19 protein-coding genes and 2 tRNA genes are annotated in these 21,643 nt (G+C 63.3%); 14 read left to right on the top strand and 7 right to left on the bottom strand.

All coding sequences use genetic code 11. The annotated features are described in order from the left end of the window. Window positions 1-67: 67 nt before the first annotated feature. The 5 genes from B5F28_RS08095 to B5F28_RS14885 form a co-directional block, all read right to left on the bottom strand. Entirely contained in the window at window positions 68-793 is a 726-nt protein-coding gene (locus B5F28_RS08095) for a YggS family pyridoxal phosphate-dependent enzyme (RefSeq protein ID WP_087295086.1), read from the bottom strand. Between the two features lie 14 nt (window positions 794-807). Beyond that, window positions 808-1,353, bottom strand: coding sequence for a TIGR01440 family protein (locus B5F28_RS08090; protein WP_087295084.1), 546 nt, complete (start codon window positions 1,351-1,353; stop codon window positions 808-810). Between the two features lie 89 nt (window positions 1,354-1,442). Then, window positions 1,443-1,820 carry a metal-dependent transcriptional regulator gene (locus tag B5F28_RS08085; protein WP_087295082.1) on the bottom strand — a complete coding sequence of 126 codons (378 nt, stop codon included), beginning with the start codon at window positions 1,818-1,820 and terminating at the stop codon, window positions 1,443-1,445. A 133-nt stretch (window positions 1,821-1,953) separates the two neighbouring features. Then, window positions 1,954-2,877 carry a DHHW family protein gene (locus tag B5F28_RS08080; RefSeq protein ID WP_087295080.1) on the bottom strand — a complete coding sequence of 308 codons (924 nt, stop codon included), beginning with the start codon at window positions 2,875-2,877 and terminating at the stop codon, window positions 1,954-1,956. Beyond that, the gene (locus B5F28_RS14885; RefSeq protein WP_087295079.1) at window positions 2,867-3,562 is read right to left on the bottom strand and encodes a hypothetical protein; all 696 of its coding nucleotides are present in this window, start codon (window positions 3,560-3,562) and stop codon (window positions 2,867-2,869) included. Before B5F28_RS14885 ends, B5F28_RS08080 begins: the two co-directional genes overlap by 11 nt. A gap of 413 nt (window positions 3,563-3,975) precedes the next feature. Between B5F28_RS14885 and B5F28_RS08070 the strand changes: the two genes are divergently transcribed. From B5F28_RS08070 to coaD, 14 genes are all read left to right on the top strand, one after another. Continuing rightward, on the top strand, window positions 3,976-4,854 hold the full coding sequence (locus B5F28_RS08070) for a methylenetetrahydrofolate reductase (protein WP_087295077.1): 879 nt from the start codon (window positions 3,976-3,978) through the stop codon (window positions 4,852-4,854). After that, window positions 4,851-5,510 (top strand): vitamin B12 dependent-methionine synthase activation domain-containing protein, encoded by a 660-nt coding sequence (locus tag B5F28_RS08065; protein ID WP_087295075.1) that lies wholly within the window; start codon window positions 4,851-4,853, stop codon window positions 5,508-5,510. Before B5F28_RS08070 ends, B5F28_RS08065 begins: the two co-directional genes overlap by 4 nt. After that, the gene (locus B5F28_RS08060; protein ID WP_275532614.1) at window positions 5,500-7,869 is read left to right on the top strand and encodes a homocysteine S-methyltransferase family protein; all 2,370 of its coding nucleotides are present in this window, start codon (window positions 5,500-5,502) and stop codon (window positions 7,867-7,869) included. The genes B5F28_RS08065 and B5F28_RS08060 overlap by 11 nt, the downstream gene beginning before the upstream one ends. Before the next feature lie 31 nt (window positions 7,870-7,900). Next, window positions 7,901-8,923, top strand: a complete 1,023-nt coding sequence (locus tag B5F28_RS08055; protein ID WP_158097550.1) for an ABC transporter substrate-binding protein — start codon at window positions 7,901-7,903, stop codon at window positions 8,921-8,923. After that, window positions 8,904-9,911: a FecCD family ABC transporter permease gene (locus B5F28_RS08050; RefSeq protein ID WP_247643438.1), complete on the top strand. Its 1,008-nt coding sequence runs from the start codon at window positions 8,904-8,906 to the stop codon at window positions 9,909-9,911. The genes B5F28_RS08055 and B5F28_RS08050 overlap by 20 nt, the downstream gene beginning before the upstream one ends. Continuing rightward, window positions 9,904-10,662 (top strand): ABC transporter ATP-binding protein, encoded by a 759-nt coding sequence (locus B5F28_RS08045; RefSeq protein ID WP_087295069.1) that lies wholly within the window; start codon window positions 9,904-9,906, stop codon window positions 10,660-10,662. The genes B5F28_RS08050 and B5F28_RS08045 overlap by 8 nt, the downstream gene beginning before the upstream one ends. 153 nt (window positions 10,663-10,815) lie before the next feature. After that, complete coding sequence (locus tag B5F28_RS08040; protein WP_087295067.1) at window positions 10,816-11,223, top strand: NifB/NifX family molybdenum-iron cluster-binding protein; 408 nt, start codon at window positions 10,816-10,818, stop codon at window positions 11,221-11,223. A gap of 36 nt (window positions 11,224-11,259) precedes the next feature. Next, a complete protein-coding gene (locus B5F28_RS08035) occupies window positions 11,260-13,842 on the top strand; it encodes an FAD-dependent oxidoreductase (RefSeq protein ID WP_087295065.1) in 2,583 nt (860 codons plus the stop codon). Window positions 13,843-14,100: 258 nt separating this feature from the next. Beyond that, window positions 14,101-15,117, top strand: coding sequence for a glycosyltransferase family 2 protein (locus tag B5F28_RS08030; RefSeq protein ID WP_087295063.1), 1,017 nt, complete (start codon window positions 14,101-14,103; stop codon window positions 15,115-15,117). Between the two features lie 169 nt (window positions 15,118-15,286). Beyond that, complete coding sequence (locus tag B5F28_RS08025; protein WP_158097549.1) at window positions 15,287-17,182, top strand: DUF4910 domain-containing protein; 1,896 nt, start codon at window positions 15,287-15,289, stop codon at window positions 17,180-17,182. Between the two features lie 168 nt (window positions 17,183-17,350). After that, window positions 17,351-17,427 (top strand) — tRNA-Asp (locus B5F28_RS08020). A gap of 4 nt (window positions 17,428-17,431) precedes the next feature. After that, window positions 17,432-17,507: transfer RNA gene (locus B5F28_RS08015), tRNA-Thr, on the top strand. Window positions 17,508-17,668: 161 nt separating this feature from the next. After that, window positions 17,669-18,952 (top strand): diaminopimelate decarboxylase, encoded by a 1,284-nt coding sequence (locus B5F28_RS08010; protein WP_087295059.1) that lies wholly within the window; start codon window positions 17,669-17,671, stop codon window positions 18,950-18,952. A gap of 120 nt (window positions 18,953-19,072) precedes the next feature. Beyond that, window positions 19,073-19,588, top strand: coding sequence for a pantetheine-phosphate adenylyltransferase (gene coaD, locus B5F28_RS08005; protein WP_087295057.1), 516 nt, complete (start codon window positions 19,073-19,075; stop codon window positions 19,586-19,588). A 68-nt stretch (window positions 19,589-19,656) separates the two neighbouring features. On the opposite strand, the gene mnmA is transcribed toward coaD, so the two are convergent. After that, the gene (mnmA, locus tag B5F28_RS08000; protein ID WP_087295055.1) at window positions 19,657-20,727 is read right to left on the bottom strand and encodes a tRNA 2-thiouridine(34) synthase MnmA; all 1,071 of its coding nucleotides are present in this window, start codon (window positions 20,725-20,727) and stop codon (window positions 19,657-19,659) included. 33 nt (window positions 20,728-20,760) lie between these two features. Next, a complete protein-coding gene (rnhA, locus tag B5F28_RS07995) occupies window positions 20,761-21,210 on the bottom strand; it encodes a ribonuclease HI (RefSeq protein WP_087181994.1) in 450 nt (149 codons plus the stop codon). Window positions 21,211-21,643: the final 433 nt, after the last annotated feature.

The following is a 21,643-nucleotide window of genomic DNA, read 5'->3' as shown; positions in this document are numbered from 1 at the left end:
ACGGGCGCAAAAAAGCCCCGGCGGATGGCCGGGGCAGCAAGTTGTTTTGGGCAGAAGGTACAGGGGCTCAGGGCTCGGCGGGCAGGGGGTAGGCTCTGGGCCCGAAGATGGCGGTGCCCACCCGAACCAGGGTGGCGCCCTCCTGGATGGCGGCCTCAAAATCACCGCTCATGCCCATGGACAGAATCTCCATACGGGTGCGGGTCCAGCAACGGGCGGCGGCCTCATCAAAGAGGGCGCGCATGGCGGCGAACCAGCGGCGCTGGGCGGCGGGGTCGGTCTCCTTCGGGGGAATGCACATCAGGCCCTTCACCAGAATGTTCTCCATTCCGTCCGCCTGCTCCAAAAGTGCGGTCAGCCCCTCGGGGGCAACGCCGCCCTTGCTGGCCTCAGCGCCGATGTTCACCTGCAGCAGCACCGGCTGCACGATGCCCTGGCGGGCGGCCTCCTTCTGGACGGCCAGCAGCAGATGCTCGGAATCCACCGACTCGATCAGATCGGCCGCGCCCACCACCTGGCGCACCTTGTTGGTTTGCAGATGACCGATGAAATGCAGCGGGGTGGAGCCGTAGGCCCCGGCGGCCCGTTTTTCCACCAGCTCCTGCACCCGGTTTTCGCCGAATACATCGATGCCTGCGTTCCAGGCGGCGCGCACGGTGTCGGCGGTCTGGGTCTTGCTGGCGGCGCACAGCTGCACCGAGTCGGGCGCACGCCCGGCGGCGCGGCAGGCCTCGTCCATGCGGCGGCGCACCTGGGCGGTGCGCTGGGCCAGTTGTTCATGCAGTTCGTTCATTGCGGCGGCCTCCTTTACGCTTCGGCGTAGGCAGCCCGGCTGCCGCCGATGTATTTGGGGCGGGTGCGGGCGCACACCAGATTGGCCTCACCGATGCGGCGCAGGCTCAGACGCACCGGCACGGCCACCGCCTTCAGATGCATGCCAATCAGGGTGTCGCCGATGTCCATGCCCGCATCCGCCCGGATGACCTCCAGCGCCACCGGATGGGCAAACCGCTGCCAGCAGGTGGTGGCAAAGCTGCCGCCCGCCTTGGGCTGGGGAATCACGTTCACCGGCTCGGCCCCGGCGGGCAGGGCCTCCGCTTCCAGGATGATGGCCCGGTTCAGATGCTCGCAGCACTGAGCGGCCAGGAAGACCCCGGCCTCGCGCAGCACCGGCGCAATGCCCTCATACACGGCCTGTGCGGCCTCCAGACTGGAGCCGTGGCCGATCTGACTGCCCACGATCTCGCTGGAGGAACAGCCCACCACCAGAATGCTGCCCGGCCGCAGGTTGGCGGCGGCCAGCAGCTCCCGCACGGCCTGTGCGCTCTGGGCGCGGATTTCTTCGTAATTCATGCAAACAACACCTCGTATCTGTTTGGTTTATATTAAAGCAGAAGGCGGGCAGCCCGGTGAGTGATGGGCTGCCCGCGGCATGGCCCTGTTCAGGCCTCCTTTTTGTGGCGATGATAGCATTCCTTGATCCGCTCAAAACTGACCGGATGCAGGTCGTGCTCCAGACGGCAGGCGTCCTCGCGGGCAATGTCCTCGGGAACACCCAGGTCGATGAGCACCTGGCTGAGCAGGGTGTGCCGCTCGTACACGCTCTCGGCGATGGCGCGGCCCTCGTCGGTCAAGGTGATCAGGCCGATCTCGTCCACATGGATGTAACCGTTTTCCCGCAGCTTTTTCATGGCAGTGGAAACGCTGGGCTTGGAATAGGACATCTCGTTGGCGATGTCGATGGAGCGCACGTGGCCCTTCCGGTGCAGAAGCACCAGGATAGTCTCCAGATAATCCTCGGCGGATTCCATGATCTTCATGGCTAAAAGCCCCCTTTCCGGGCGAAAATTCTCTTGCCAATATCCTACCATACTCCACCCGCTTTTGCAAACCGGGCGCACAAAAGGCCGCCTTCCGTTCCGGGGCTTCCCGGGGCGGAAAAGCGGCCTTGTTTCAGCGCAGCATGGCACTCTCGTTCACCACCCAGCTGCTGAACAGAAACAGCACGTCCTGGTCGGTGAAGGTCACGTATTGGGGCACCAGACCGCTGACCATATAGCGCAGGTCGATCAGGGTGATGGTGCGGTACTGTTCGCATAAAAGCGGGGCCAGACTGCTGGCGAAGGAATCCCGAAAAATCACCAGCTCCCGGTCGGTGGCGGCGTTCGGGTTTTCGATGGTCTGCAAGGGGGTGGCCCCATTCAGAAACATATCGTAGCTGCCCGCACCGCTGAGTTTGGAGGTGTCGTAAACCGCGGTGGCGTCCGGGTACTGGAAGTTATCCACCCGGGCGGTCTCGGTGGCCGGGCTGGTCAGCCAGACCAGCGTTTCCGGCTCGGCCCCCTCAGGGATGTACTTGCCGTAGCTGCCCACAAAGCCCTCGAACACATTCTCCTCCCAGCCGGACAGGTCCTGGGAAAAGCCCATGGCCTCGCCCAGTGCGTCCACCACCGGCTGCAGCGTTTCCTGCCTCCAGTGAGCGTCGGTTTTATAGTAGTCCGTCAGGGTAAGGCGGTCCGCAAGGCCGATCCAGGTGATGGAGTCATCCAGCCCGGCCTGCACCTGTCGGGCCAGTGTGTCGTAGTCCAGCACCGGCCAGCCCTCGTCCGGCAGGTAGTGGGATTTATCGGGAATGATGGAGCAAAAGACGCTGTTCTCTTCGGTGAGCAGGGTGTCGCACAGGCCGTTTATCTTTTTTACAAAGGAATCGGCGCTCTTTTCGTTGCGCTCACCCAGATACTGCACCCAGTAGCCCTCCTGCTGATACATTCCGTTTTCGTCCGGCTGGCGGCGCTGGGCGGCCAGCGGAAGGGCCAGCGCGGCGGCCAGCAGCAGGGCGGCCGCCGCGCAGCTGATCGCAACCGGCTTACAGCGCACCGGAAGCGTCCTCAGGCATAGCGGCCACCGGGTCAGAGGTCATGTCGCCCTCGGGCATGGCCATGTCGGCGCTGGCCTCGTCCTTCACAACGGTCACGTTCTCAGCGCCGAACTGGGCGGTGAAGTTGTCCAGAACAGTCTGGGCCAGATCGTTGAAGCTCATGGCCAGCAGCACGGTATCGCCGGAGTAGGCAACGATGGTGCGCTCGGCGCCCACGCAGATCCACTTGTTGGGGTTGGCATTGGCAGCCACATCCTCGGCCAGCTGAGCGGCCTCGTCGGCGCTGTTGGCCTTCAGCAGGCAGACGGAATGGGCCTGGGCGCTGATGGCGGCCTCGGCGCAGATGCCCTCCTTATAAGCACTCAGGGCAACGCCGGTGTTGTACTCGGAGTTCTCCTCGGTGATGGGGGCGTACTTGCTGCCGTCCTCCTGGGGCATGAGCATAGGCATCTGGTCCTCGGCGATGCCGCTGAACAGAGCGTCCATCAGGCTCGTCAGGTCGCTGGTGTCCACAGCGGCAGTGGAGCTGCTCTCGGAAGAGGTGGAGGAGGAAGCGGAGGAAGAAGCGGAGGAGGAAGCCGCGCCGGAGGTGGCGGTGCTGGAGGAGCTGCCGGCGGTGGAACCGCAGGCGGCCAGAGCCAGGGCCAGGGTCAGGGCGGTGAGGGTGATTGCAAGCTTTTTCATAAAAATAACTCCTTTTTCTTGTGTTAAACCAATGCAGGCCGCCGGGCCGCCGCACTGCCTAGTATGCCCGGGCGGGGGCGGTTTGTTGCGCCTGCTGCACGGAATACGCCTGGGCAGGCCGGATTATTGCAGACAAAAAGAAAAAACTTTTTCAAGCCCGGCATCTATGCTATAATAGAACAATTGTTACTGCTAATGCAATAAAGAGGCAACACCGCACAATTCACGCCTAACGGCTCAGGCGGCGTGTCGCGCCAGAATTTTCCGTGCTATTTTCCCAAAATGCTCGCCAATCCACCAAGGATTGCCTGCGCTTTTGGGTTCATATCACAAAAAATTTCTGACGCGCTCCACCACCTGGAATTGTGCGGTATTGCCCAAACCAAAGCAAATAGAAGGGGAGGGCTAGCGCTATGCGTCTGTCGCAGGTGTTCCGGCAAAAAGAATGTGTGTTTTCCATCGAGGTGTTTCCGCCCAAGAAGAACGGGGCCACACCCGAAAGTCTCTATCCCACGCTGGAGAAGCTGGCCGGCCTCTCGCCGGATTACATCAGCGTGACCTACGGCGCGGGCGGCGGCAAGGCGGGTCTGTCCACCGTGCAGATTGCCCGGCACCTGAAGCAGGAGCTGGGGGTGGAGCCGCTGGCCCATCTGACCGGTATCAACTCCACCCGCGAGCAGGTGGCCGAAACCGTGCAGGCGCTGCAGGATGCAGGCATTGAGAACGTGCTCACCCTGCGGGGCGACATCTGCCCCGATGCTCCCCGCAGCAAGGACTTTTTCCATGCCAGCGATCTGGCCACCTTTGTAAAGGGCAAGGGGGATTTCTATCTGGCGGGCGCCTGCTACCCGGAGGGCCATGTGGAGAGTGAGACCCTGCGCCAGGATGTGGAGAATCTGAAATACAAGCTGGATGCGGGTGTGGAGCATCTGGTTACCCAGCTGTTCTTCGACAACGCCCGCTACTACCGCTTTATGAATCTGGTGCGCAAGGCAGGCATCCAGGCCCCGGTGCAGGCGGGCGTCATGCCCATTGTGTCCGCCCGGCAGGTGCAGCGCACCGTGGCCCTGAGCAGCGCCAGCCTGCCGCCCCGGTTCACCAAGATGATCAGCCGGTACGACGGCGACGACGCCGCCCTGTTCGACGCGGGCATCAACTATGCCATCGAGCAGCTGCGGGATCTGATCGAGGGCGGCGCGGACGGCGTGCACCTGTACGCCATGAACAACCCCGAGGTGGCCCGCCGGGTGTATGAGGGCATCCGGGACCTGCTGCCGGAGGCCAAGGCGTGATCCGGCCGCTGCCCCCGGCGCTGGACCGGGCCGAGGCGCTGCGGTATCTGGGCGGCGCGGGCAAGGAGGTCCCTCCGGCGGTGGACGCTCTGCTGGACAAAGCCGCCGCCGAGCTGTGGCGAACTGCTGCGCCCCGGGCTGCCGTGCGCCGGGTGAGCGCGGACAAGCTTTCTCCCCTGCTGGCCGGGCGGGACATTGCTGCTCATCTGAAGGGCTGCGACGAGGGCCTTTTGCTGGCGGTGACCCTGGGCGCCGGGGTGGACAGCGCTCTGCGCCGGGCCATGGCCACCGATATGGCCTACGGCGTGGTGCTGGACGCTGCCGCAAGCACCCTGGTGGAGCAGCTGGCCGATGCCCTGGAGGCGGAGCAGCGGACGCTGCTGGAGTCTGAAGGGCGCTACCTGACCGGGCGGTTTTCCCCCGGCTACGGCGACTGGCCCATCACGGTGCAGCCTGCCTTTGTGCAGTGGCTGGACGCGGGCCGTCAGGCAGGGATTTGCTCCACTGCCAGCTGTGTGCTTACCCCGGGCAAAAGCATCACCGCCCTGTGCGGCGCGGCGGACCACCCGGTGAAGGGAAAGCTGGCGGGCTGCGCCACCTGCGCCTTGCGGGAGACCTGCACAAAACGAAAGGAGGGCAAACCCTGTGCCCAATAAATTGTTTGACGAGAGCCGCGTCTGGATTCTGGACGGGGCCATGGGAACCATGCTGCAGCAGGCGGGTCTGGCTCCCGGCGAGATCCCGGATGTGTGGAGCGCGACCCATCCGGAGGTGGTGACCGGCATCCATAAGGCCTATCTGGAGGCTGGCTCCAACTATATCAGCACCAACACCTTCGGCGCCAACGGCAAAAAGCTGGCGGGCTGCGGCTACACGGTGGCCCAGGTGGTCACCGCCGCAGTGCAGTGCGCCAAAAAGGCCGCCGAGGGCACCAATGCGAAAATTCTGCTGGACATCGGCCCTCTGGGCGAGATGCTTCAGCCCATGGGCACTTTGCCCTTTGAACAGGCCTGTGACCTGTTCAAAGAGGTGGTGGCGGCGGGCGCTGCCGCCGGTGCGGATGCGGTGTATTTTGAGACCATGACCGACCTGCTGGAGGTGAAGGCGGGTATCCTGGCCGCAAAGGAAACCTGCGATCTGCCGGTGATGGCCTCCATGACCTTTGAGTCCACCGGCCGGACCTTTACCGGCTGTCAGGTGGAAAGCTTCGCGGTGACCGCCCAGGGCCTGGGCGCGGACGCGGTGGGCATCAACTGCTCGCTGGGCCCCGCCGAGATCATGCCTCTGGTGGAGCGGCTCTGCGCCGCCTGCCGTCTGCCGGTGTTCGCAAAGCCCAATGCAGGCCTGCCCGACCCGGCCACCGGTCTGTATGACCTGCACCCGGCGGATTTCCGGGACCAGATGGAACAGTACAAGCGGCTGGGCGTGGCCGCTGTGGGCGGCTGCTGCGGCACCAGCCCGGCCTATTTGAAGGAGCTGGCGGAATGCTTTGCGGGCTGTGCCCCCAAGCGGGCGGCCTACCAGCCGGAAAGCTGGGTCTGCTCGGCCATGCAGGCGGTGAAGGTGCGCCCTGGTACCGTGATCGGCGAGCGGATCAACCCCACCGGCAAAAAGAAGATGAAGGAAGCTCTGCGGGCCGGTGACATGGATTACCTGCTGGGCCAGGCAGTGGAGCAGGCTCAGGCGGGCGCGCAGATTCTGGATGTGAACGTGGGTCTGCCGGAGATCGACGAGGCGGAGATGATGCGCCGGGCGGTGACCGCCATTCAGGGCGTGACCGAGCTGCCCCTGCAGCTGGACTCCACCCGTCCTGATGTGCTGGAGGCGGGCCTGCGGGTCTACAACGGCAAGCCCATCGTGAACTCGGTGAACGCCGAGCCCGCGGTGCTGGCGGCGGTGCTGCCCCTGTGCAAAAAGTACGGCGCGGCGGTGGTTGGCCTGACCCTCAACGACAGCGGCATCCCCGCCAAAGCGGAGGACCGGGTGGAGATGGCCCGCCGCATTCTGGACGCGGCGCTTGAGGCGGGCATCCCCAAAGAGGATGTGTACATCGACTGCCTGACCCTGACCGCCAGCGCCCAGCAGCAGGACGTGTGGGACACCCTGCGGGCGGTGCGCACCGTTAAGGAAGAGCTGGGCCTGAAGACCGTGCTGGGCGTTTCCAACGTGTCCTTCGGCCTGCCGATGCGGCCCCAGCTGAACACGGCATTCCTGGGCACGGCACTGGCCCACGGGCTGGACCTGCCCATCATGAATCCCAACGAGCCCTCCATGATGGCAGCGGTGCGCTCCTTCCGGGTGTTCACCGCCCAGGACGAGGGCGCGGCGGAGTACATCGCGGCCTATGGCGGTCAGACCGCCGCCCCGGTGCAGACTGCGGCCCAGCCCGGCGCGCCGGTGGACCTGAAGGACGCGGTGATTCTGGGTCTGAAGGCCCAAGCGGGCGAGGCGGCCCGGCTGGCGCTGGAGACCACCGACCCCCAGGAGCTGGTGAACGGGGTGCTGATCCCGGCGCTGGACCAGGTGGGCGACGCCTTTGAAAAGGGCACCTGCTTTCTGCCCCAGCTGCTGCAGAGCGCGGCAGCGGCCCAGGTGGCTTTCGATGAGGTGAAGACTGCCATCGAAAAGCAGGGTGTTTCCGGCGAGAAGAAGGGCCCCATCGTGGTGGCCACCGTGAAGGGCGATATCCACGACATCGGTAAGAACATCGTGAAGGTGATTCTGGAAAACTACGGCTACCGGGTGATCGACCTGGGCCGGGACGTGCCGCCGGAAACGGTGGTGGAGGCGGCCAGCCGCCACGGCGCAAAGCTGGTGGGCCTGAGCGCCCTGATGACCACCACCCTGCCCGCCATGCAGCAGACCATCGAGGCGCTGCGGGCGGCCGGAGTGGACTGCAAGATCATGGTGGGCGGCGCGGTGCTCACGCCGGACTACGCTAAAATGATCGGTGCGGATTACTACGTGAAGGATGCCAAATGCTCGGCGGACGTGGCCCGGCAGATTTTTGACTAAGCTTATTGCCACGCACAAAGGAGAATCAAACATGAAAACAGGCAAACAGATCGGCGCGGCTGTGCTGGCTGCGGCTCTTTCCGCCGCCCTGCTTGCGGGCTGCGGCACGGCCCAGAGCAGCGGCAGCAGTACGGCCAGCAGCGCGGCGGCCAGTGCGGCCTCCCAGCAGGCTCAGCCGGGCAGCACCAGCCAGAGCGACGGGGCTTACACCTTCACCGATGCGGTGGGCAACACGGTCACGGTGGAGAGTACCGAACGGGTGGTGGCCACCTACGGCAGCTACGCCGAGACCTGGACCCTGGCGGGCGGTACCCTGGTGGGCGCCACCCAGGATGCCATTGAGGAACGGGGCATGGACCTGGGCGAGGAGGTGGCCATCATTGGCACTGTGAAGGAGCCCAATCTGGAGGAGATCATCGCCGCCGACCCGGACTTCGTGATTATGAATGCGGACACCTCCAGCCAGGTGGACATGGACCAGGCGCTCACCCAGGCGGGCATCACCCATGCCTACTACCGGGTGGATTCCTTTGAGGAATACCTGGATATGCTGGCCCAGCTGTGTCAGTTCACCGGCCGTCAGGACCTGTACGAGCAGAACGGACTGGCAGTCAAAGAACAGATCGATCAGATCCGTGAGCTGGTAAAGGACGAGGAAAGTCCCACGGTATTGCTGCTGCGGGCCTACTCCACCGGTGTGAAGGCCAAGGGCGCCGATAACATGGTGGGCTATATGCTGGAGGACCTGGGCGCCGACAACATGGTGGCCCGGCATGAGTCGCTTCTGGAGGACATCAACCTGGAGGAGATCATCGCCGAGGACCCGGACTACATCTTCATCACCACCATGGGCTCGGAGCAGCAGGCCATGGACTACATGGCCCAGAATGTGGAGAACAATCCGGCCTGGCAGCAGCTGACCGCGGTGCAGAACGACCGCTGCCTGACCCTGCCCAAGGACCTGTTCCACTACAAGCCCAATGCACGCTGGGGGGAGAGCTATGCATATCTTGCCAAGATCCTTTACCCGGAGCTTGCCGGCCAGATCGGCTAAAGGCAAGCTGACGGTGCTGGCCGTGCTGGCGGTGGCTGCGGTTGTTGCTGCGGCCATCAGCCTGTGCAGCGGCAGCCAGACCCTTTCGCTGGGCCAGCTGTGGCAGGTGCTGCGCACCGGCGACACCGGCTCCACCACCTGGCGCATCTTTGTGTATGTGCGCCTGCCCCGCACGCTGGCCTGCATGCTGGCGGGCCTTGCGCTGGCGGTGGCGGGTGCCCTCATTCAAGGGGTGCTGAACAACGCCATGGCCAGCCCCAACGTGATCGGCGTGAACTCCGGTGCAGGCTTTTTCGCCATCGCGGCGGCCACTTTACTGCCCGGCGTGCCGGGAATCATGGCGGCGGCCGCCTTTCTGGGGGCGCTGCTCACCACCCTGTTCATCTACGGCCTGGCGGCAAAGGCGGGGCTTTCCCGGGTCACGCTGGTGCTGGCGGGCATCGCGGTGAGCGGGATTCTCTCCGCCGGAATCGACACCATCACCCTGCTCTATCCGGACCAGGTGGTGGGAGCCACCGGCTTTATGACCGGCAGCTTTTCCGGCGTGGCCCTCAGTTCTCTGTGGCCCGCGGCGGCCTACATCGGCGCGGGCTTTGTGCTGGCGCTGTTTCTGGCGGCGGACCTGGACCTTTTGCAGCTGGGGGAGGAGACCGCCTCCTCGCTGGGCATGCGGGTGGGTCTGGTGCGCTTTCTGTGTATTCTGGCCTCCAGCCTGCTGGCAGGCGCGGCGGTGAGCTTTGCGGGCCTGCTGGGCTTCGTGGGCCTGCTGGTGCCCCATGCGGCCCGGCGGCTGGTGGGCGGCGAAAACCGGTTTCTGCTGCCCGCCTCGGCGCTGCTGGGCATGGCCTTTGTGCTGGCGTGCGACAGCCTGGGCCGGGTGCTGTTTGCCCCCTTCGAGCTGCCGGTGGGCATCCTCATGTCCTTCCTGGGCGGGCCGTTTTTCCTGTTTTTGCTGCTGCGTCAGAAAAGGAGCCGGGTCTATGATTGAATTGAAGCACATCACCGCCGGGTATCAGGGCGGCGTGGTCCTGCGGGATGTGTCGCTCACCATCCCCGCAGGGCGCATCACTACCCTGATCGGCCCCAACGGCTGCGGCAAGACAACTCTTTTGCGGGTGGCGGCCCGGCAGCTGACCCCTTCCGCGGGCCAGGTGCTGGCGGCAGGCCGCCCGGTTGAGGGCTACGACCGCCGGGAGTTTGCCCGGTTTGCCTCGCTGATGCCCCAGGTGCGGGACGTGCCCGCCATCACGGTGGAAAGACTGGTGGCCCACGGGCGGTTCCCCTACCTGGGCCTTTCCCGCCGCATGCGCCCGGAGGACCGGCAGCAGGTGGCCCGGGCCATGCAGGCCGCCGGAGTGGAGCAATGGCGCGGGCGGGATTTGCGGGAGCTTTCCGGCGGCGAGCGCCAGCGGGCCTACATCGCCATGGCTCTGGCGCAGGACACCCGGATCATCCTGCTGGACGAGCCCACCACCTATCTGGACCTGGGGGTCCAGTTCGAGATTCTGAGCCTTCTCCAGCGGCTGAACGAGCAGGGAAAGACCATCGTAATGGTGCTGCACGACCTGGCTCAGGCGCTGCGGGTGAGCCATCACATCGCTTTGATGGAGGCCGGGCAGCTGGTGGCCTTTGAAACGCCGGAGCAGATGTTCGCCTCCGGCCGCATCGACCGGGTGTTCGGTGTGCGGGGCCACCGGGACCAAGCGGGGGAATATTATTTTACGCCTGCGCACAAATAAAGTGATTCGGGGCAGCTTTTGTGACTTTGTCAATTGCAAAAGCTGCCCCGAAAGGCGTAATATAGAGGTATAAAATTATCAAAGCGCGGTCGGACCGGGGCCTTTGGCTGCCCGTGGGCGGCCGTTTCTTTGCGTAAAAGAGGTTGAAGAAGAATGAAAATCGCGGTTACTTACGAAAACGGCAACGTATTCCAGCACTTTGGCCACACCGAGCAGTTCAAGCTGTATGAGGCCGAGGGCAAGCAGATCACCGGCAGCCGGGTGGTGGACACCAATGGCCAGGGCCACGGTGCGCTGGCGGGCTTTCTGCAGGCCCAGGGTGTGCAGGTGCTGATCTGCGGCGGCATCGGCGGCGGCGCGCGCCAGGCGCTGGCCCAGGCGGGTATCGCGGTATACGCGGGCGCGGCCGGCAGCACCGACGCAGTGGTGGAGCAGCTGCTGCAGGGCGCTCTGCCCATGAACGGCGATGTGACCTGCAATCATCACCACGAGGAGGGCGAGGGCCACGACTGCGGCAGCCACGGCGCTTCCCACAGCTGCGGCGGTCACTGCCACGGTTAAGAGCACAGGCGATTTGAGAGAACAGGAGGAAGAGCAATGAAGGTGTTGATCCTGGGCGGCGTTGCCGCCGGTACCAAGGCTGCTGCCAAAATTAAACGGCAGAATCAGTCCGCGGATGTGACCATTCTGGTCATGGACCGGGACATCTCCTACGCGGGCTGCGGCCTGCCCTATTATGTGGGCGGCCTGATTGAGACCCGTGACGAGCTGATCGTGAATACCCCGCAAAAGTACACCGCCCTCACCGGCGCCAAGGTTCTCACCGGCCGGGAGGCCGTGGGCCTGAACGCGGCGGCCAAGACCGTGACCGCCAAGAACCTGACCAGCGGTGAGACCGAGACCTATGAATACGATTCCCTGATCATTGCCACCGGCGCGTCCAGCGTGATCCCGCCCATCGAGGGCGCGGCCCAGCAGGGCGTGTTCAAGCTGCGCACCCCGGACGACGCCATCGCTCTGCGCGGCTATCTGGAGCAGAACGCCGCCAAGAACGCAGTGGTCATCGGCGGCGGCTTCATCGGCCTGGAGGCGGCGGAGAACCTGCTGACTCAAGGGCTGAATGTGACGGTACTCGACGTGGCGGGTCAGATCATGCCCGGCGTGCTGGATGAGGAAATGGCCGGCTTTGCCCGCAAGAAGCTGCAGGCGGCCGGCATCCGGGTGATGACCGGCACCGCGGCCCAGGTCATTCTGGGCGACGGCCGGGTCACCGCCGTGAAGACCGAGGCGGGCACTCTGCCTGCCGATGTGGTGGTGGTGAGCGCGGGCATCCGTCCCAACACCGCTTTTCTGGAGGGCAGCGGCCTGGAGATGGTCAAGGGAACCATCCCGGTGGACGGCCAGCTGCGCACCAACCTGCCGGATGTGTACGCCGCGGGCGACTGTGCTCTGGTGACCAACCGGCTCACCGGCGCGGCCCAGTGGTCGCCCATGGGCTCCTCCGCCAACATGGAGGCCCGCACTCTGGCCCTGGCGCTGACCGGCGAGAACAAGCGTTATCCCGGTGTGCTGGGCACCGGCGTGGTCAAGCTGCCCGGTTTGAATTGCGGCCGCACCGGTCTGACCGAGGCTGCCGCCCGTCAGGCAGGCTATGACGTGGCCACCGCCCTGCTGGTGAGCGACGACAAGGCCCACTACTATCCGGATTCCGCCTGGTTTGCCACCAAGCTCATCGCCGACAAGGCCACTCACAAGCTGCTGGGCATCCAGGTGCTGGGCCCCGGCGCGGTGGACAAGATGGTGGACATCGCGGTAACCGGCATCTCCATGGGCGCGGCCCTGGAGGACTTCGACAATCTGGACCTGGCCTATGCGCCGCCCTTCTCCACCGCCATCCATCCCTTTGTGCAGGCGGTGTATCTGCTGGAAAACAAGCTGGAGGGCAAGATCGCCAGCATCACCCCCGCCGAGTATCAGGCGGGCGCGGCCAAGGGCTACCGGGTGGTGGATGCCACCCCCGCCCCCAGCATCCACGGCGCCACCTTCGTGCAGCTGGAGACCCTGAACGGCCCGGTGGAGGGTCTGGACAAGGACGACAAGCTGCTGATCGTGTGCAACAAGGGCAAGCGGGCCTACTTCATGCAGAACCGGCTGCGCAGCTACGGCTACACCAATACTCTGGTGCTGGAGGGCGCCAGCTTCTTCAATGACGTGCGTGTGGAGTCTGTGGGCGCGAAGGTGTCCTCCGCTGAGGTCACCCGGGTGAAGGCCTTGGGCTTTTTGTGGGACAAGCGCACCCCGGACAAGTTCAACGGCCGGGTGATCACCCGCAACGGCAAGCTCACCGCCGCCGAGCAGATGGCAGTGGCCCAGGCCGCCGAGAAGTTCGGCAGCGGCGAGGTGACCATGACCAGCCGCCTGACTCTGGAGATTCAGGGCGTGCCCTTTGCCAACATCGAGCCCCTGCGGGAGTACCTGCTGAACGCCGGCCTGGAAATGGGCGGCACCGGCAGCAAGGTGCGCCCGGTGGTTTCCTGCAAGGGCACCACCTGCCAGTACGGCCTGATCGACACCTTCGGGCTTTCTCAGGAGATCCACGAGCGGTTCTACAAGGGCTACCATGAGGTCAAGCTGCCCCACAAGTTCAAGATCGCCGTGGGCGGCTGCCCCAACAACTGCGTCAAGCCGGACCTGAACGACCTGGGCGTGATCGGCCAGCGCATTCCCCAGATCCAGCTGGACAAGTGCCGCGGCTGCAAGGTCTGCCAGATCGAGGAGACCTGCCCCATCCACGTGGCCAAGATGGAGAACGGCAAAATCCACATCGACCCCGAGGCCTGCAACCACTGCGGCCGCTGCGTGGGCAAGTGCCCCTTCAAGGCCGTGGAGGACCACATCGACGGCTACCGCGTCTACATCGGCGGCCGCTGGGGCAAGAAGGTTGCCCAGGGCCGTTACCTGGATAAGGTCTTTACCGACCGCCAGGAGGTGCTGGATGTGATCGAAAAGGCCATTCTGCTGTTCCGCGAGCAGGGCATCACCGGCGAGCGCTTTGCCGACACCGTGGCCCGCATCGGCTTCGAGGAGGTGCAGCGCCAGCTGCTGAGCGATGAGCTGCTGGCCCGCAAGCAGGAGAACCTGGCTGCCCAGAAGCATATGAAGGGCGGCGCCACCTGCTGACCGGGCAGAGAAGCTTCCTGTTAAAATCATCAAAAAACGGCGTATCCCTTGGCGGGATGCGCCGTTTTTGGTGTAAAAGTTGTAAAAAATGGAGAAAAGTCGCATGAATTTGTGGGATTCACTTGACTTTGAACGATGTTCGCGCGATGATATACAAGTAACATTTTGTCAAAATTATGACCAAAACAGCTTGCGGGCCGGTTCGTTCTCTCCGTTGAGGGGCGGCGGGCGGCAAATCAATATAAAGGTGTGTGAAACATGAAACTGTTATCGATCGCAGTGCCCTGCTTCAACTCGCAGGACTACATGCGCCATTGTGTGGATACCCTGCTCACCGGCGGCGACGAGGTGGAGATCCTGATTGTGAACGACGGCTCCAAGGACGATACCGCTGCCATTGCGGATGAATACGAGCGACTGTATCCCGGCATCGTGCGTGCGGTGCATCAGGAGAACGGCGGCCACGGCGCGGCGGTGATGGCCGGCTTGAAAAACGCCCGGGGCCGTTACTTCAAGGTCGTGGACAGCGACGACTGGGTGGATGAAGAGGCCTTTGCCAAGATCCTGTGCGCTTTGCGCGGCTTCGTGCACGGCGACCAGGAGGTGGACCTGGTGGTGAGCAACTTTGTGTACGACAAGGTGGGCGCCCGCCATAAAAAGGTGATGAGCTACGGCAACGCCCTGCCCGAAGAGCAGGTGATCGGCTGGGATCAGGTGGGCCGCTTCCACAAGGGCCAGTACATCCTGATGCACTCGGTGATCTACCGCACCCAGCTGCTGATCGACAGCGGTCTGGATCTGCCCCGCCACACCTTCTATGTGGATAACCTGTTCGTGTACGTGCCCATGCAGTACGTGAAGAGCATCTACTACATCAATGTGGATTTCTACCACTACTTCATCGGCCGGGGCGATCAGTCGGTGAACGAGAGCGTGATGATCAAGCGCATCGACCAGCAGATCAAGGTGAACAAGCTGATGCTGCAGCAGGTACGCCTGCAGAGCATCAAGAACACCCGCCTGCGCCAGTACCTGTACAATTATCTGGAGATCATCACTGTGGTTTCCTCCATCCTGATGATCCGCAGCGGCACCGCCGAGAATCTGGCCAAGAAGCAGGAGCTGTGGAACCACATCAAGGCCAACGACCCCTGGGCCTATTACCGGCTGCGCCGGGGCGTGATGGGCCAGGCCATGAACTGGAACAATCCGGTGGGCCGTGCCTTCGCAGTGACCGCCTACAAAATCAGCCAGAAGATCTTCGGCTTCAACTGAGCCAATTTCATAAGCCTTGCAGCAATCCCCCGGAGCGGCGCTTCGGGGGATTGGTTTTTGTCCATATACTTTTTTGCGCTAGCGGATGAAATCGGTTCGGCAGGGTGATATAATGGAATAAAAAACGAAACGGGGTGCGCGGCAGATGATGCAGCAGACCATAAAGACAATGAAGGAACGGATACAGACCCGGGGGCTGTATCAGATCGTGAAAGAGGTGAGCAGTTTCCACCGCATCCAGGCAAGCGGCGGCTTCCGGGCCGCGGCCAACTGGTGCTGCGACTGGCTGAACCGCCGGGGCGTGCAGGCCCGGGTGATTTCCTATCCGGCCCCGGCAGGGGGCTACGCGGGCAGCTACCGGCTGTTTCAGGAGTGGAACTGCACCGCGGGCTGGTGCCGTCTGGCCGGGCCGGAGGGCTTTGTGCTGGCGGACTACTCGGTGGAGCCCATCTCCCTGATCCAGAAAAGCTGCGCCTGCGACTGGCGGGACAAAACGCTGGACCTGGTGGAGATGACTGAGGGCTGCGGGGAAGAAGCCTACGAGGGCTGGGACCTGGAGGGCAAGGTGCTGTTCACCCACCAGCACATCAACAAATTCAGCTGGGCCATCCAGAAGCGGGGCGCGCTGGGCCTTGTGTCGGACTATCTGAACGAGACGCCCCACGTGCGCATTCCGGAGGAGCTGCTGGACGCGCTGAACTACACCTCCTACTGGTGGGAGCACACCCCCGGCGAGCGGCAGGCCTTCGGGTTTGTGGTGTCGCCCCGCACCTCGCTGCGGCTGCAGAAGCTGTGCCGCCAGCGGCGGCAGGCCTTTGAAAAAGGGGAGTGCGAAAGCCCCTATCTTGCAGTGAACGCCTATGTGGAGGCCACGCTGGAAAACGGCACCAGCGAGGTGGTGGAGGCGGTGCTGCCCGGCGAGAGCGAGGAGAGTGTGCTGGTCTGCGCCCATCTGTGCCACCCCTGCGCCAGTGCCAACGACAATGCCTCCGGCGTGGCCGGAGCCATGACCCTGATGGCAGCCATCCGGGACGCGGTGGAGGCGGGCCAGCTGCCGCCGCTGAAAAAGACCATCCGGATGATTCTGGTGCCCGAGTTCACTGGCACTTATAATTATCTGAACGACGGGCGGGACAAGTCCCTCTACACCGCAGGCATCAATCTGGATATGATCGGCGCAAAACAGGAGGACACCACCGGCCCCATCACTGTAACCGGCCTGCCCTTTGCCATGCCGGGCTTTGAGGGGGACCTGGCCACCCTGCTGCTGCAGGAGCTCAAGCAGGAGACAAACAGCCGGGAGGACCTGCTGCTGCAGAATGTGCGCACCGATGCGGTGCCCTTCGGCCTGGGCAGCGACCACTTCATTCTCAGCGACCCGCAGGTGGGTATCCCCAGCATCATGCTGGGCCAGTGGCCGGACAAATACTACCACACCAGCGCCGACACCATCGAGCGGATGGATATGAACGTGCTGAAATTCTCCACCCTGCTGGCGGCGGTGTATGTGTATACCCTGTGCGATCTGCAAAAAGGGGATGCCCGGCTGATCCTGAACCACCAGTGCACCCGCCTCATGGCCCGGATGGAGGCCATCACCCAGCGGGCCATGCTGGTCCACAGTGACCCCAGGGAGCTGGCGGCCCAGCTGGGGGCGCTGAAGGAGTTCTATACCGAAGCTGCCCGGCGGCTGTGTGAACAGGCGGGGCTGGACCCGGCAAAGCCGCTGGCCAGACTGAACGCCCTGCTGCCCGGCCGGGTGCAGTGGGCCGAGGAGGGCCCGGTGTACCGCCGCCTCTTTGGCGACCCGCTGGAATCGCTGGAAAAGCGGATGCTGGACGAGCCGGACAAGCTGGCCCTGGTACGGGAATATAACCGCCGCCATGAGGCCGAGCCGGACAAGGAGATGCAGGAGGCGCTGTGCGGCTATTACATCGACGGGGCGCGCAGCTGCGGCCGGGTGGCGGATCAGGTGATCGCCGAGCTGGGCGGCGGCAATCGGGAAATGCTGCTGGAGTACCAGCGGCTGCTGGAAGTGTGCGGTTTGTTGGAAACGGTGCAGTAAAACCCCTTTTCCGGGCGGCGGGCGAATGGGCAAAACGCCCCGCCCGCCGCCGGTTTTTGGGGCAAAAAAGTGGCGTAAAAAAAGCTGAAAAATTTTTTGAAAAAGTGGTTGACAATTGAGGGAAGTGTCTGTATAATACTAAGAGTCGCCACAAGGCAACTCAAAGATGGCCCGGTAGTTCAGTTGGTTAGAACGCTAGCCTGTCACGCTAGAGGTCGTGGGTTCGAGCCCCATCCGGGTCGCCATCTTGCTGCTATAGCTCAGTCGGTAGAGCGCATCCTTGGTAAGGATGAGGTCAGCAGTTCAAATCTGCTTAGCAGCTCCATGGTCAAAGCCCTTCAAACATTTGGTTTGAAGGGCTTTTTTGCTGCCTGCAAAACATGTCGTTGCGCTGTGGGTTCCTTTTGTGTTATACTGTGCTAAAATAAATGCTGCGCGAGTAAACCGGGCGAATCAAGCCCCGCGGGAAAGGGAGAGAAAATCATCATGCAAAAGCATCCGTTCATCAGCCTGGAGCAGGCCCAGACGATCATTGAGGACGTGCCCACGCCCTTTCATATCTACGACGAAAAGGGCATTCGGGAAAATGCCCGCCGCCTGAATGCGGCCTTTGCCTGGAACAAGGGCTACAAAGAGTATTTCGCGGTGAAGGCCACGCCCACCCCGGCGCTGCTGAAGATTTTGCAGGAGGAGGGCTGCGGGGTGGACTGCTCCACCTACACCGAACTGCTGCTCAGCGAGGCCTGCGGCTTTTCCGGCCAGGATGTGATGTTTTCCTCCAACGTGACCCCCGCTCAGGACATGAAAAAGGCCCGTCAGATGGGCGCCTACATCAACCTGGACGACTACACCCATGTGGAATTCCTGGACCGGGTGGCCGGCGTGCCGGAGACCGTGTTCTGCCGCTACAATCCGGGCGGCGTGTTCAGCATGGGCAACGACATCATGGACAACCCCGGCGAGGCAAAGTATGGCATGACCGAGGAGCAGATGGCCTCTGCCTTTGAAAAGCTGATGAAGAAGGGTGCAAAGCAGTTCGGCATCCACGCTTTTCTGGCCAGCAACACCACCAGCAACGATTATTATCCGGCCCTGGCCGAGATTTTGTTCCGTCTGGCGGTGCGGCTGAACCAGGCCACCGGCGCAAAGATCAAATTCATCAACCTGTCCGGCGGCGTGGGCGTGGACTACCGCCCCGAGGAGCCCGCCAGCGACATTGCTGCCATCGGTGAGGGCGTGCGCAAGAAGTTCGAGGAGATCCTGGTGCCCGCGGGCATGGGCGATGTGTCCATCTTCACCGAGCTGGGCCGGTTCATGCTGGCCCCCTACGGCCATCTGGTGGCCACCGTGCTCCACGAAAAGCACATCCAGAAGGACTACCTGGGTCTGGACGCCTGCGCCGCCAACCTGATGCGCCCGGCCATGTACGGCGCGTACCATCACATCACCGTGCTGGGCAAGGAAAACGAGCCCTGCGACCATGTGTACGATGTGACCGGCGGTCTGTGCGAGAACAACGACAAGTTCGCCATCGACCGGGCCCTGCCCGAGACCGGCATCGGCGACGTGCTGGTCATCCACGACACCGGCGCCCACGGCTTCTCCATGGGCTACAACTACAACGGCAAGCTGCGCAGCGCCGAGGTGCTGCTGCATGAGGACGGCAGCCATGAGGTGATCCGCCGGGCCGAGACCCCCATGGATTACTTCGCCACACTGGACAACACCCCCTTCTACCAGAAGCTCTGCGAGCTGTGCGAGCAGGACTGACAGGCGGCAAAAGGCAATTGACAAGGCTGCTTTTCCGGGGGTATACTTAAGAGCACATGCCGCGCAGCGGCAATGGCCAACAGCGGGCCCAGCGGCCCCCAGCGGAAAGGAACACGCTTTATGGAAAAACGCATTGCCATCTGCCCCGGCAGCTTTGATCCCATCACCAAGGGCCACCTGGACATCATCCGCCGGGCCTCGAGCCTGTTTGACGAGGTGATCGTGCTGATTCTGGTGAACTATGCCAAGAGCAACACCGCCTTCACCCCCGCCGAGCGGGTGGAGCTGGCCCGCCGGGTCACCAAGGATATGCCCAACGTGCGGGTGGACTTTTTCGGCGGCCTGCTGGCCGACTACGCCTCCCATGTGGGGGCCTGCACCCTCATCAAGGGCCTGCGGGCGGTGAGCGATTTTGAATACGAGTTCCAGATGGCGCTCACCAACAAAAAGCTTTGCCCCACCCTGGAGACCATGTTCATGACCACCGACATTCAGTATATGTATCTTTCCTCCTCCATCGTGCGGGAGGTGGCCACCATGGGCGGCGACATCTCCGAGTTTGTCTGCCCCGAGATCATCGACGACATCCGCCGCCGTCTCGGACCCAAGACGGACAAGAACGAAGCGAACAAATAAAGAGCAAAAAAGCAGCCCCCTGCGCGGTATTCCGGCAGGAGGCTGCTTTTGATTTTGTTGAAAAAAGATCAGTCCAGAATCTGGTCGATGAAGCCGCCGCCCAGTACCAAGCCGCCGCCGTAGAACACGGCGCTCTGGCCGGGTGCGGGAGCACGGGCAGGCTCTTCGAAACGCACCAGGCCGTTACCGTCGTAGTGGCAGGGGACGGGCTTTGCGGCGCTGCGGATCTTCACCAGGTAATCCCCGGCGGGCAGTTCGCCACCGGCGGCGCAGCATACGTCCCGCAGGGTCATGCCGGAGAAGAACTCATCACCGGCCCAGCCCAGCTCCACGTCGCCGTTTTCCCGGATGGCCTTCACGAAGGCGGGCTTGCCCAGCGCCAGGCCCAGGCCCTTGCGCTGGCCCAGGGTGTAGTGCATCACGCCCTTGTGGGGGCCCAGGTCCTTCCCGTCCGGCGCGATGAAGCGGCCGGGCTTGTCCTCGAGGCCACGGCCCCGGATGAAGGCGGCGTAGTCGCCGTCCGGAATGAAGCAGATCTCCATGCTGTCCGGGCTGTCGGCGCAGGGCAGGCCCAGGTCCCGGGCGATCTGGCGGATGTCCTCCTTCTCGAACTCACCCAGCGGCAGGCACAGCCGGGCCAGAATATCCTGCCCCAGGCGGTAGAGCATGTAGCTCTGGTCCCGGGCCACGCTGGCGGGCTGGGCAATGTGATACTGCCCGGCGGCGGTCTGCTCCACCCGGGCGTAATGGCCGGTGGCGATGAAGGGGATGCCCAGCTCATCGGCACGGGCGGCCAGCAGCTTGAACTTCACGGTGGGGTTGCACAGCACGCAGGGGTTGGGGGTGCGTCCGGCGCAGTAGGCCTGGCAGAAGGGCTGTACCACCTGGCGCTCGAACTCCTCGCCCGCCTCAATGACCTCCAGCGGAATGCCCAGCGAGGCGGCCGCCTTGCGGGCCTCCTCAACTGCTTTATCATGGGCAGGAGAGAAGCGGATCACCGCGCCGGTCACCGCGAAGCCCTGCTCCCGCAGAATGTGCACGCACACCGCGGAATCCACACCGCCGGATACGCCCACCAGCACCTTGTCCTGCTTTTCGTAGGTGGAAAAATCGTTGCCGGGGAATAAAATATCGCTCATAATCGTTGCTCCTTATTGTGCTCTGAGCGGCCGTCAGGCCTGGCGGCCGCCGTATTTTTTGCTCTGCTCCACCGCCAGCCGGTCGCAGCGCTCGTTCTCCGGGTGGCCGGCGTGACCCTTGATCCATTTATAGTGGATCACATGCCCCTCGCACAGGTCCAGCAAACGGCCCCACAGGTCCGGGTTGAGGGCAGGGGATTTGTCGCTCTTTTTCCAGCCCCGGGCCCGCCAGCCCTTGGCCCAGCCCTTTTCCAGCCCGTCGATCACGTATTTGGAATCGCTGCACAGGGTAATTTCGCAGGGCTCCTTCAGCTGCTCCAGCGCCCGGATAAAGGCGGTGAGCTCCATCCGGTTGTTGGTGGTCTCGGCCTCACCGCCGGAAAGCTCCTTTTCAAATTGTTTATAGCGCAGCACCGCGCCCCAGCCGCCGGGGCCGGGGTTGCCGCTGCAGGCGCCGTCGGTAAAAATTTCGATCTGTTTCATTGCTGCCTCCTGCCCGCGTACAAGGGCGGGCTGTGTGTTTCGGGGTGCGGTCTGTTGTGAACAGGTAGCCGGTCAACGCCCAATGGCATTATTATACCGGGTTTGCCCGTTGGCGGCAAGTGTAAGCGGGCCCGGGCCCGCCCATACTGAACAAAGACCCCTTCCGGATTATTTTGCCCCGCTCCTGGCACTTTGTTGACAGAAAGCATACAAAGAGGGTATAATAAAACCAACTTTAGGTTGGAGAAGTTTGCCAGCCTTGGCCGAGCAGCGGCCCGTTGCTGCTGCTCTGTGTGCGTGATCCGTCCGGGGCCCGGTCGCATTGAACAAATGGACCCATCGTGCCCAACACCACAAGCATCATCAAACTGAATCAATCGTGCGCCCGGCCGTTTTTGCATCGGAACGAAAAACGGGCTCTTCCGGCGTACGC

It is taken from the genome of Gemmiger sp. An194 (genome assembly GCF_002160145.1).
GTDB lineage: Bacteria > Bacillota > Clostridia > Oscillospirales > Ruminococcaceae > Allofournierella.
This window is presented reverse-complemented; position numbering and strand designations above follow the sequence as displayed.

Excerpts from the sequence above, each read along its gene's own strand:
- B5F28_RS08025 (WP_158097549.1), top strand. The coding sequence starts at position 15,287 with ATGAAGGAACGGATACAGACCCGGGGGCTGTATCAGATCGTGAAAGAG.
- B5F28_RS08095 (WP_087295086.1), bottom strand. The coding sequence starts at position 793 with ATGAACGAACTGCATGAACAACTGGCCCAGCGCACCGCCCAGGTGCGC.
- B5F28_RS08030 (WP_087295063.1), top strand. The coding sequence starts at position 14,101 with ATGAAACTGTTATCGATCGCAGTGCCCTGCTTCAACTCGCAGGACTAC.
- B5F28_RS08035 (WP_087295065.1), top strand. The coding sequence starts at position 11,260 with ATGAAGGTGTTGATCCTGGGCGGCGTTGCCGCCGGTACCAAGGCTGCT.
- B5F28_RS08045 (WP_087295069.1), top strand. The coding sequence starts at position 9,904 with ATGATTGAATTGAAGCACATCACCGCCGGGTATCAGGGCGGCGTGGTC.
- mnmA (WP_087295055.1), bottom strand. The coding sequence starts at position 20,727 with ATGAGCGATATTTTATTCCCCGGCAACGATTTTTCCACCTACGAAAAG.
- B5F28_RS08010 (WP_087295059.1), top strand. The coding sequence starts at position 17,669 with ATGCAAAAGCATCCGTTCATCAGCCTGGAGCAGGCCCAGACGATCATT.
- rnhA (WP_087181994.1), bottom strand. The coding sequence starts at position 21,210 with ATGAAACAGATCGAAATTTTTACCGACGGCGCCTGCAGCGGCAACCCC.
- B5F28_RS08055 (WP_158097550.1), top strand. The coding sequence starts at position 7,901 with ATGAAAACAGGCAAACAGATCGGCGCGGCTGTGCTGGCTGCGGCTCTT.
- B5F28_RS08070 (WP_087295077.1), top strand. The coding sequence starts at position 3,976 with ATGCGTCTGTCGCAGGTGTTCCGGCAAAAAGAATGTGTGTTTTCCATC.
- B5F28_RS08090 (WP_087295084.1), bottom strand. The coding sequence starts at position 1,353 with ATGAATTACGAAGAAATCCGCGCCCAGAGCGCACAGGCCGTGCGGGAG.
- coaD (WP_087295057.1), top strand. The coding sequence starts at position 19,073 with ATGGAAAAACGCATTGCCATCTGCCCCGGCAGCTTTGATCCCATCACC.
- B5F28_RS08085 (WP_087295082.1), bottom strand. The coding sequence starts at position 1,820 with ATGAAGATCATGGAATCCGCCGAGGATTATCTGGAGACTATCCTGGTG.
- B5F28_RS08040 (WP_087295067.1), top strand. The coding sequence starts at position 10,816 with ATGAAAATCGCGGTTACTTACGAAAACGGCAACGTATTCCAGCACTTT.
- B5F28_RS14885 (WP_087295079.1), bottom strand. The coding sequence starts at position 3,562 with ATGAAAAAGCTTGCAATCACCCTCACCGCCCTGACCCTGGCCCTGGCT.